This window comes from Chryseobacterium binzhouense (assembly GCF_007474545.1).
In the GTDB taxonomy this organism is placed as follows: domain Bacteria; phylum Bacteroidota; class Bacteroidia; order Flavobacteriales; family Weeksellaceae; genus Chryseobacterium; species Chryseobacterium binzhouense.
Window position 1 is genome coordinate 152379 of record NZ_VKOG01000003.1, and the last position, 11916, is coordinate 164294.

Consider the following 11916-nt stretch of genomic DNA (forward strand, 5'->3'; position numbering starts at 1 on the left):
GTAATAATATAGGCTTTTGTGCTTTGATTTCCCGCCCGAACGAAAAGCCAAAAAAAGTTATTTCCAACATTTCAAAAAAACTCAATGAATCAAAAGGAATACTACGAAATTGGTAAAAAAAAGAACTTACCATTAAGGTGCCCAATTTTAAATTATTGTTGCAGAAGAGCGTTAACAATATACTTTAACTCGGATTATGCTAAATATAATTATGAGCTAACGGTTCAAGAAGCTCTATTAAAAGACGGAACTCTACCTAAAGATTTTGAGTCTAAAAAAATTGACATTCAAGGAGAGCCACCGACTTGGGTAAAAGGAGACTTAAATTATCACTTTGATGGTATGTGTCCAGAGGTAAATCTTTTTGATCCTATGAATTCTTTATTTCAAGGAGAAGCTTGTATATCTGCTGAATATGACAAATATTATCCAGAACCTAAACATAGGATTTTAAAAACAAAACATTATTCCGAATGTTCCGAATTTAATTTTCATAAATTTGAAAAAGGGAAAAAAGATTCTGTTTCTAAGCCCCGAAAAACTATTTCTACTAAAATTCGATCAATATTACAAAAGGAAATAAAATCAGTTTGTCCTATTTGTTCAAATGAAGACGTTGAACATTTTCACGTCCATCATATAGATGAAAATCCAATAAACAATGAACTCGAAAATTTATTACTGCTATGTCCTACTTGTCATTCTAAAATTACGAAGGGAGATATTAAATTTGACGAGGTAATCATCATAAAAAGAAGTTTAAAAAAATAAAGCTATAAAATACAAGTACTTTGGAAAATAGCTATTAAGTCCAAAATTCAGTAATTTTATCGTTGCATAAGTAATATAATTATGTGAAATTAAAAGTTATTGATTTCTTTTATTCCATATTGCCAAATGTCAAATAAAAACACTAAAAATAAATTCACTATTGTATTTTTCATTATAGGCTTTATTTTGACAAATAGTTTTATGGTTTCTATGAATGATGCGACAGTAAACTATGATAATGTTGAAATTTATAAATTAAAAAAAGAATTCATATCTCATAAAGTAAATACAAAAACGAATCTAAAATATAAGATCATACACGGAAGCACTTCAAGCAAGGATATCAATCAAGATTTTGAACAAAAATTACTAAAATTCGGATATAAGAAAAATATTTATTATCCTGAAAAACTGAACGAAATTAATCGAACTCTAAACTCTTTTGAAAATGGAGCTGCTCAGTTTAATACTTCTTGTCTGCCAACTTACAGAGATATAATCATTTATAAAAAAAATAATGAAATAACTAAGATCTTAAAAATATGTACTTCCTGCTTTAAAAACGAAGTTATTACTAAAAATGAAAAAACAGAATTATTACTTTTTATAGCTGATTACGAACTTTTAGAAAAGATGTTTGAAAAGTAAAATTGCAAATTATATAGATTTAGAAGATGGAAGTAATCAATTCCTGAGATGATAAAATAACATATCCAATTTTACAAATCATTCTACCTTAAATTTAAAACATTATTTTTGCACAAATTAAAATTGTATGTCATTAAAAGCTGTGCTGTTCGATATGGATGGCGTTATTGTAGATACAGAACCACTGCACAGAAAAGCGTATTTCAAAACATTCGATCAACTGGAAGTCAGTGTTTCTGAAAAATTGTATACCTCTTTCACAGGAGCTTCTACCAAGAGAGTTTGCGAAACTTTAATCGGTGAATTTAATCTTTCTCATTCGCATGAAGATATTGCGGCAATGAAGAGAAGTCATTTTAAAGATTATTTTTACAATGATGAAGAATTTGATCTGATTCCCGGTGTAAGAAAACTAATCGAACATTATCATGAAAACGGAATCACATTAATTTTGGCTTCTTCCGCAACGATGACGACCATCAACATGGTTTTTGAAAAATTTGGTCTGGAAAAATATTTCAGCGGAAAAATAAGCGGTGCAGATTTACAGGAATCTAAACCTCATCCCGAAATTTTTATGAAAGCTGCTGAAATGGCAAATCAACCAATAGAAAACTGTATGGTGATAGAAGACTCTACGAACGGAATTTTGGCAGCAAAACGAGCAGAGATTTTTTGTGCCGCTTATAAGAGTCTGCATTCTGCGAATCAAACCTATGATTTGGCAGATGTTGTGGTATCTGATTATGATGAACTTGTTCTGGATAAAATATCAGCTTATTTTTAGATGATTATTTGTTTACTTTTAGCCTTATCTGCGTTAAAATTAATAATTTAACGTGAACTCGGGATAAGCGGTATTTTAATTGACTGATTTTCACAATAAAATTATTTTATCGCAAGGAAAAACAAAGAAATATTACTTTTTTGAAATGCTTTCAAGCTAAACAATGCCACTTCGTTTATTAAAGTAATACAAGAATTTTGTATTACTTCGATAAGTTATACGCCTTTGTATATCTTAAATCTTTAAAATCATGTGATTAATACTTTTGTTTAGCTTTACGTTTTATATAATGTTATCCCGAACTCAGGTTAATTTAGAAAAGGAGGAAAAATAAAACCGATTCTCATACAGAACCGGTTTCGTTGAAAGTATAGTAAAAAATTGAAATTTAAGGGATAAGGACTGCGTTTTGTACTTCAAAATCTGCTGATGCAGAAGATTCGTTTCCGTACATGTCGACTGCTTTTACTTCCACTTTGTGTTTACCCAAAGAAAGCTTTTTCGGAAAATCTGCCATCCAGATATGTTTTGAAGCTTCAGGATTGGAAGGTCTTCGTCCTGTAAGGATAGCAGGAGCGGTGTCCCATTTGAAAACAGATAATGCAAAGTTGGGATCAATGGTTTCATTATAATCCATTTCTTCCCATTTCCCACCGTCAATCCTGTATTCTACCTTGTCTTTTTTGCTTCCCATGAAGAAATTAGCCAGAATTTTTGCAGTAGTTTTAGACGGATGAGGAATCACTTTCGGAACGTAGAGCTGAATCTGATAATCTTCCGGTTTTCCTGCTGTTTTGTATTTTACTTTATACTGATTATCGCTGAAACTGATAAAAGAATACCCTTTTGCCGTACCATCTCTCATGGTAGAAGTCGGTAAACCGTCTTCATCGGCAGTTCCCGAATACCAGTCACCACAGGTAGTTCCTACATTGTATTCATGCAAATCTTTAGAGCCTTTCCAGCCGGCTTGTTTACCATAAAAAATCTGCTGCTGAATGTGGGTATGAGCCGATAAAATCAATGCATTCTGAAACGGAGCCAGATAATCAAACAATTTCTGACGGTCAGAATTTCTGAAATTATCTTCACTTTTATGCTCCAAAGGAATGTGAAGCGAAACCACGATCAATTTATTCTTATCAACCAGCTTCAGATCGTTTTCAATAAATTTCAGCTGATCTTCACGAAAGCCGCCCCAATATCCTTTTCCGTCTCTCGGATCCGGATAAAGAATATCATCCAAGATAATAAAATGAACATTTCCGTAATTAAAAGAATAATTGGCAGGACCAAAATTGGCTTCAAAAGTTTCGTCTGAGAACTGATCTTCTTTCGCATCATAGTTCATGTCATGATTTCCCATTACATTATACCAAGGCATACCAATTTCGCGCATCACTTCTGCATACGGTTTTTGCAGGCTAAGATCATCACCCACCAAATCTCCCAAACTGATTCCCAGAACAGCATTTTTTTTGGTGTTTTTTACTTCATTTACGATAGATCTTTTAAAGTAATCAAGCTGTTTTTCTGTATACGGCTGCGGATCTCCGAATACCAGAATGTCAAAATTCTTATTTTCGTTCTGCTTGTACAAAGCAAAATTGAGTTCTTTCGGCAGCGTTCCGGTTGGAGCTGTTCCTTTATATTTAAAATCAGCAGGCGAACCTTTTGGTTTATACTGATAATAATATTGCGGAAGATTGTTTTGGTTTACCGGTGTCATAAATCCGGAAGGCTTAATCACAAAAATGGTCTGATTTTCCTGAATTGGCAAGCTGTATTGACCATTCTTATCGGTCAGAACAACCTGAACTCCATTAGAAACGGCAACACCTTCAATTCCTTTTTCGCGGTTTTCCTTCTTCTGATTTTTATTTGAATCTTCAAACACATATCCTGATACAGAAGTCTGTGAAAACGCCATTGCTGCAATGAACATGGATGGCATTAATAATTTTATCTTCATTTTAGATTTAATTGATTATTGGAATTATTGATTCCACCACATTTTAGTGTTGATGTTGTCTCCGCCCATATTTTGGGATGCGATAACGTAATTATCGTAATTCTGAACTTTCGTTACCGTAGGATACATCATTCTCTGCGGCATTTTCCCATTATTCAAAAGTCCGCCATTGTTTGGCAAAACAGGGAAACCCGTTCTTCGTTGTTCGTACCATTGCTGATGATCTACAAAAAATAATCCCACATATTTCTGAAGCATTATTCTTTCTAAAGTTCCGTTGTACGCCACTTTCGGATTCGCAAAATAATTAGCAGGCATTGTAGTTCCCCATTGTTCCAGCGTCGCTTTTACACCGTTTTCATAGAAAGTCTGTGCATTTCCGGGAATAATACCTTTAAAAGCTAATTCTGATAAAATAAACTGAAGCTCAGCATACGGCATGATCAGAATTTTCAGTGGAGCTTTCGCCAGATTCTGATTAAGGTTTGAAGGCTGATAATTAAAAGTCGTTCCCAAAGCATAACCTGAAGGAGCACCTTTATATCCCATATTTGTATTTCCCTGAATTGTTTTTGCCTGAGTGAAAAACATACTCAATCTGGGATCGTTGTTATCTACCAAAGTCTGGGTAAAAAATCCTCCCGAAGCCCTGTATGCCGTAAAATCCTGCGGTCTTGCGATGGGCGGAAGCAGAGGCGCAACTCCTGAAATATCCAGAACTGCTCCATCAGCATTATTCTGAAATATTGGATAATTTACAGGATCATTAACTATTTCAGCTATTCTCTGATGAACATTCAATTCCCCGTTTCGGTTTAAAATCCTTGTTAAAAGTCTTAATGAAAGTGAATTGCAGAATTTTTTCCATTTTACGATTCCTGCCGTATTTGAATGCGCCTGGAAAAACAAATCGCCTTCCGATAATGTTTTTGTCGTATCAAAAAGTGCATTGGCTTCCTTCAGATCATTCAGCAAAAACAAGTAAATATCTTTCTGCCTGTCATATTTCGGACGCATGATATTTTCTTCCAGCTTTAATGCTTCCGTCATGGGAACATCACCAAACGCATCGGTAAGATTAGCCATAATCCATGCATTCAGAACTTTAGAAATAGCAAGATAATTCTTATTGTCTTCCTTTTTAGCGGCTTCATTCAATTCTTTGACTTGTTTGAGCCATTTGTAACTTGTATTCCAGAATCCGTTTCCGGTGCTTTCGGTAAGATAATACCTGCTGATTGTGTTTCCTTCGTTAGGAAAATCTAAAGCAACCTGCATGATATCAAATGTAAAATCATCAGCACGGTTGTATCCGTAAGAACCCATTTCATACTGAATAGGAATCAGAAAACTTCCTACCGATGGACTTTTTATACGGCTTGTATCGGTATTGATTTCCTCAAAGCTTCTCTCACATGAGTTTAAACTCAAAACAGATAATGCGATTGCGGTAGATAAAAATATTTTTTTCATAATACTTAAAATTTTAGATTAACTTGAAAACCAACCGTTCTTGCTGTTGGAAGCTGTCCGATTTCGGCTCCCGGAGTAATGGTAGAATCATTGAGAGCAGCAACTTCAGGATCAAACATCGGGAACTTCGTCCACATCCAGAGATTTTTTCCGAAAACGGCTAAAGTAAGTTCTGTAAGTTTTAAAGGAGCAATAACATCTTTTGAAAAAGAATAAGCAATTCTTGCGTCTCTCAACTTGATAAATGATGTATCAAAAGTATTGGTTTCCACATTGGCTCTTCGGTAATAATCGCCATAATAAGCAGACAGACCAACCGCTTTTGTATTTGGGCTGTAAGTTCCGTCCGGATTCAGGATTACTCCCTGTCCTACGATGGTTCCGGCTGGGTTATCTCTTCCAACCAAAGTATGCTGAAGTTTTCCCTGTTCAGACATTTTATGGTGCGTCTGAGAATACGCTACACCGCCGTACTGACCGTCAAACGAAAAGCTGATCTGCCAGTTTTTAATTTTAAAATCATTCTGAAGACCTGCTCTCCATTTCGGGAATGCATTTCCTACTTTCTCTACACGGTCAGGTCTTGCAGGAAGTCCTGTTGCAGGATCATAAACTACTTCCCCATTTGGGTTTCTTACCAGTTTGAATCCGTACAAATCTCCTAAAGAACCTCCAACAACAGCATTGTAATACAAAACTCCGGCAACGGTAGAAATAGTATAGAAACTTTCTCCTGCAAATTCTGGTGGTAAAGTGAGAATCTTGTTTCTGTTCATCGACCAGTTTGCGGAAATATTCCATGTAAAGTTTTGAGATTTGAATGGAAGTCCGTTCAGGCTCATTTCGATACCTCTGTTTCTTACTTTTCCGGCATTGATAATTCTACTGGAATATCCTGATTCCCATAATGTAGGTACAGTAATAATCTGGTTTTCGGTATCGTTCTGATAAAATGTGATATTATAACCTAATCTGTTTTTCAATGCTGAAAAATCCATTCCGGCTTCAATATTGGTATTATCTTCAGGCTTTAACAGAGGATTGGGATACGTTCCCGGTGTGAGAACAGAACCTACAAAATCACTTGGTGTATAGTATTTGTCAAGCTGATAAGGAAGTCCAGCCACCCCAACCTTCGCCCATGAAGCTCTTAACTTCCAGTAATTGAAACTGGGAGATGATAATTTGAAAATATCAGAAAGAATAAAACTGGTACTTACCGAAGGGTAAAAGAAAGATCTGTATTGTACAGGAAGCGTACTGCTCCAGTCATTTCGTCCGGTAACGTCCAAAAATATAAGATTATCATAATGTGCACTCAATAATCCGTAAACTGAGTTGGTCTGCTGGTCACTCGGTCTCGGAACTTTAGTAATCAATGAAATGGCATTATTCAGACTGTAATCACCCGCAACTTTAAGACCTTCTGCACGATAGTCATTCATCACGTATTCATTGTAACGAATACTTCCTCCCGCATTGGCATTCAGATGAAATTTACCAAAATCTTGCTTGTACGTGAAAAGCACATCATTATTAAATTCATTATTTTTTATGTACTGTTCCCTGTAAAACCCTTTTAGATAATTGGCTGAACTGTATGGTCTTTTCGTCGTTCTCTCTTCATTCAGTATCTCAATACCTGATCTCAACATCATACTGAAATTTTTATTGAAATCGTAAGTAGCCGTAATGTTTCCTGTTATCATTTTCTTCTCAACTCCGTTCAGCATATGATAAGCAATCAGGTAAGGATTATCTATAAACGAACTGAATGGGTGAATCTGATCTATTTCTTCTTGTCCCGGCTTCCAGATTGGTCTGTACCAAGCCAGATCAACATTCGGGTTCTGGAAAATCATAAAATATGAAATTGACTGATTGTTGTATCCCGTTGCAGGAAGATTATCACTTTTTGTGTTGGCGTAATTGAATCTTGTCGAAATTTTAAATTTATCTGTTAATTTATGATCAAATGAGAACGCCATATTAAAACGGTTGAAACCTGTATTCGGCATCATCCATTTATTATCAAGATAAGTAAGAGAAGCTCTGTAACTTGTTTTTTCGCTGCTGTTTTCAATAGATACATTGTTGGATGAAGTAACACCTGTTTCCCAAAAACCTTTGATATTATCTTCATAAGGTCTCCAAAGCTGTCTTTCTTTACTCTGTCCCAAAACTGTAGGATCATACTGAAAATAATACTGTCCGTCGAACTTAGGTCCGAAAGCACTACTCGTTCCTCCTGTACTTACTCCATCTGCGGAAGCACCATAAGAATAGAAAAACTGTCCTGCTGTATTTTTGGCTAAAGTTCCCTGTCCGTATTGATATTGATAATCCGGCCATTTTAAAACAGAATCATAGCTTAATGATGAATTGAAAGACACTTTAATTCTTCCATTTTTGGTTTTTCCGGATTTGGTAGTGATCATCAAAGCTCCGTTTGCTGCTCTTGAACCGTACAATGCCGCTGCAGAAGCTCCTTTCAGAACAGTAACCGATTCTATATCATCAGGATTAATACTGTTTAAACCATTTCCCAAATCGATTGGTAAATCTCCTCCTGTTCCCGCCCCGTAAGCTGCTGTTCCCGTTCCAGTAGTTGAATTACTCAGCGGAACACCGTCTACCACAATAAGAGCGTAATTATTGTCTAATGAAAAAGATTTTTCGCCTCTCAAAGTAATTCTTGCCGAACCTAAAGGTCCCGCTCCTGCTGTCTGAATTTTCAAACCTGCAACACGCCCTTCAAGACCTTGAGCCCAGTTATTATTCTGAATGTTTTCAAAAACTTCAGCATTTACCTTCTCGGCTACATAACCTAATGATTTATCCTGCCTTTTGATTCCGAGAGCTGTAACAACAACCTCTTCAATATTCTTCACCGTATCTTTCTTTACCTGTTGCTGAGCCGCCATATCGACACTTACCAACCCTAAAACGGATAACAGAAGTAATTTTTGAGTCTCCTTACGCATATCTAATTTTTGTTTGCGCAAAATTATAACGACATTATGAGTAAGGTTTTAATAAGCTTTTAACATATTTTAAATAATTTTTAAACGAAATATTAATTTATTTTAACAATTAATATTATACAACTATCATACAGTCGTTTAGAGATATGAATGAAGTTTAATGCAATACATAAAGGCTTTTGAACGTAACTTTATCATCTTTCTCCATTGATTCGAAAATAAATTCCAAAAAAAAATACCTCACAGAAAAATCTGCAAGGCACGAATGTTATTGTAAGAGTAAACTTATTTCTTCTTCAACTGATCGGGGATATTTGTGGTTACAAAACCAATTCCCTGTTTTTTCAGTTCGTCATAAATTTCAACTTTATTGATCGTCCATGAATTGGTGATTAATCCTAAATCATTGGCTTCCGAAATCCAGGTCGGATTTTTCTGGAACACGCTGTAATGATAATCCATTCCGTCAAGACCTTCTTCTTTTATCTGCTGAGGAGACAATTCACCATTCAGATATTGAACTTTAAAATCGGGAGCGATTTTCTTGATCTGCTTACAGATATTCAGGCTGAAAGAAATATACTCGCATTGAGATTCCAGCTTCATATCTCTGATCATTTGTATTGTTTTTTCCACAATTTCGTTTTCCAGAGCTTCTGTTTTAGCAGGTTTAATTTCCACAATAAGCTTCAGAGCTTTGTCTTTTTTTCCCTGTTTAAGATAATCTTTCAAAGTGGGCAGCTTTTCACCATTGGAAAGCTTCGCTTTTTCAAGTTCTTTAAAATCAAAGTCAGAAATTTCCATTTTAGCGTGATGCTCATCATGGTTAATGACCAAAATACCATCTTTTGTCATTCTCACATCAAATTCAGATCCGTAAATTTTCAGATTCTGGGCATTTTGTAAAGATTTAATTGAATTTTCCGTTGTTGGAGGCTGTGTCTGAAAATAACCTCTGTGTGCGATAATTTGGGTTTGTGCATTCATAATTCCTGCGCTTAAAACTGCAAACCCTAAGATAAACTTTTTCATAATTAAATATTCGACTTCATTAAAAATTTCAGCAAATACATTTCACCGACTGAATCATTCTGAAACAGTACGCAAATTTAAAAAGAGATTCTGAACTCCTCTTTAAAATGATTTAAACATTTCCTGAATTTAATCTTAATTTTAATCATTCAAATCTGCTCAAGACTTATTATTTTTGTGAAAAGAAACAACCGCAATGTCCGAAAACATTCAGCAAAAGATACAACAACTCCGCACAGAACTCAATCAGCATAATGAAAACTATTATCTTCTGGATGAGCCAAGCATTTCTGATCTTGAATTTGATCTGTTATTAAAAGAACTTCAGGATCTGGAAGCTCAATATCCTGAATTTCATGATGATAATTCACCAACAGTACGTGTAGGTGGCGGAATTACAAAAATATTCCCAACCGTTCAGCACCAGTTCAGAATGTATTCTCTGGATAATTCTTATGATTTTGATGATTTGGCAGATTGGGAAAAACGCATTATTAAGACCATTGACGAACCTGTAGAATTTGTTGCCGAATTAAAATATGACGGTGCATCGATCTCTATTTTGTACGAAAACGGAAAATTGGTTCAGGCAGTAACTCGCGGAGATGGTTTTCAGGGTGATGAAATTACTTCTAATGTGAAAACAATTTCTGATATTCCTATCACTTTAAAAGGAGACTTTCCGGAACGCTTTTTTATGCGTGGAGAAATTTATCTGACGAGAAAAAATTTCGACAAAATCAATAAACTGCGTGAAGAAGAAGGTCTTGATCCCTTCATGAATCCAAGAAATACCGCAAGCGGAAGTCTGAAAATGCAGGACAGCGGAGAAGTAAGAAAACGCAGACTTTCATCTGTTCTTTACCAGTTTGTTGCTCAGGAAACCGATGCAGAAAGCCATTGGGAGCTGCTTCATAAAACTCACAATTGGGGTTTCACCATTTCTGAACAGGTAAAACTCTGCAAAAATTTAGATGAAATAAAAGAATTTATTAATTTCTGGGATACAGAAAGGCACAATCTGCCTTTTGAAATTGATGGTATTGTACTGAAAGTAAACTCATTAAAACAACAAAGACAACTTGGTTATACTGCAAAATCTCCTCGTTGGGCAATGGCGTATAAATTTAAAGCTGAAAAAGTAGAAACCCAATTGCAAAGTGTTTCTTACCAGGTCGGAAGAACCGGCGCGATCACTCCGGTTGCCAATTTAAAGCCTGTTTTATTGGCAGGAACTACCGTAAAAAGAGCTTCTTTGCACAATGAGGACATCATCAAAAAACTGGATCTTCACGAGCATGATTTTGTCTACGTGGAAAAAGGCGGTGAAATTATCCCGAAAATAGTGGGCGTCAATACAGAAAAACGAAAACCAGACAGCAAGGAAGTTGAATACATTAAAAACTGTCCGGAATGCGGAACTCCGCTTGTAAAAATTGAAGATCAGGCGATTCATTTTTGTCCGAACGATCTTCATTGTCCGCCACAGGTTGTCGGGAGAATGATTCATTATGTTTCCAGAAAAGCTTTAAATATTGATAATCTGGGAAGCGAAACCATAGAACAACTCTACAGAGAAAAACTGGTAGAAAATCCGGCAGATTTTTATACCTTAACAAAAGAGCAGCTTCTTCCTCTTGAAAGAATGGCGGAAAAATCTGCTCAGAATATTATTGACGGAATTGAAAAATCTAAAGAAATTGCTTTTGAAAAAGTATTGTTCGGAATCGGAATAAAACACGTTGGAGAAACCGTTGCCAAAAAATTGGTGAAAAATTTCAACACTATTGATGATTTGAAGAACGCCACCGCCGAAGAGCTTTGTCAGGTAGAAGATATCGGAATGAAAATCGCTGTGAGCATCGTAGATTTCTTTAATAATCCTGAAAACATTCTGATGCTTGAAAGACTAAAATCTTACGGAGTACAATTGGAAAAAGGAGAAAACACCAACGAAGTTTTATCTGATGCTCTGGAAGGAAAAACGTTTCTCTTCACAGGCAAACTCTCTCTTTTCACCAGAGAATCTGCCGAGGAAATGGTAGAAAAACACGGCGGAAAGAACATTTCTGCAGTTTCTAAAAACCTGAATTATCTTGTTGTTGGCGAAAAAGCAGGAAGCAAACTGAAAAAAGCACAGGATATTGGTACGATTGAGATTCTGGATGAACAGCAGTTTCTGGATTTAATAAAGAAATAACTAGGTTTATCTTTAATTAAACTAAAGACTGTCTTTTTAGGCAGTCTTT

Annotated in this window: 8 protein-coding genes; 4 read left to right on the forward strand and 4 right to left on the reverse strand. The window is 35.5% G+C overall.

Going from position 1 to position 11916, the window contains the following annotated elements; all coding sequences use genetic code 11:
* Nucleotides 1-84 precede the first annotated feature (84 nt).
* The 3 genes from FNE73_RS16900 to FNE73_RS09415 all read left to right on the forward strand — a co-directional run bounded on the left by FNE73_RS16900 (nt 85) and on the right by FNE73_RS09415 (nt 2206).
* Nucleotides 85-771: an HNH endonuclease gene (locus FNE73_RS16900; protein WP_228429995.1), complete on the forward strand. Its 687-nt coding sequence runs from the start codon at nt 85-87 to the stop codon at nt 769-771.
* 126 nt (nt 772-897) lie between these two features.
* Nucleotides 898-1419, forward strand: a complete 522-nt coding sequence (locus FNE73_RS09410) for a hypothetical protein (protein WP_143884364.1) — start codon at nt 898-900, stop codon at nt 1417-1419.
* Nucleotides 1420-1546: 127 nt separating this feature from the next.
* Nucleotides 1547-2206 carry an HAD family hydrolase gene (locus FNE73_RS09415; protein WP_143884365.1) on the forward strand — a complete coding sequence of 220 codons (660 nt, stop codon included), beginning with the start codon at nt 1547-1549 and terminating at the stop codon, nt 2204-2206.
* A 388-nt stretch (nt 2207-2594) separates the two neighbouring features.
* Here FNE73_RS09415 and FNE73_RS09420 read toward each other — a convergent pair whose 3' ends face one another.
* From FNE73_RS09420 to FNE73_RS09435, 4 genes are all read right to left on the reverse strand, one after another.
* Nucleotides 2595-4178, reverse strand: coding sequence for a calcineurin-like phosphoesterase C-terminal domain-containing protein (locus FNE73_RS09420; protein WP_143884366.1), 1584 nt, complete (start codon nt 4176-4178; stop codon nt 2595-2597).
* A gap of 24 nt (nt 4179-4202) precedes the next feature.
* Nucleotides 4203-5651 (reverse strand): SusD/RagB family nutrient-binding outer membrane lipoprotein, encoded by a 1449-nt coding sequence (locus FNE73_RS09425; RefSeq protein ID WP_143884367.1) that lies wholly within the window; start codon nt 5649-5651, stop codon nt 4203-4205.
* Nucleotides 5652-5656: 5 nt separating this feature from the next.
* On the reverse strand, nt 5657-8635 hold the full coding sequence (locus FNE73_RS09430) for a SusC/RagA family TonB-linked outer membrane protein (protein ID WP_143884368.1): 2979 nt from the start codon (nt 8633-8635) through the stop codon (nt 5657-5659).
* A gap of 285 nt (nt 8636-8920) precedes the next feature.
* Nucleotides 8921-9667 carry a glycerophosphodiester phosphodiesterase family protein gene (locus FNE73_RS09435; RefSeq protein ID WP_143884369.1) on the reverse strand — a complete coding sequence of 249 codons (747 nt, stop codon included), beginning with the start codon at nt 9665-9667 and terminating at the stop codon, nt 8921-8923.
* Between the two features lie 196 nt (nt 9668-9863).
* On the opposite strand from FNE73_RS09435, the gene ligA reads away from it, so the two are divergent.
* On the forward strand, nt 9864-11867 hold the full coding sequence (ligA, locus tag FNE73_RS09440) for an NAD-dependent DNA ligase LigA (RefSeq protein ID WP_143884370.1): 2004 nt from the start codon (nt 9864-9866) through the stop codon (nt 11865-11867).
* Nucleotides 11868-11916 lie beyond the last annotated feature (49 nt).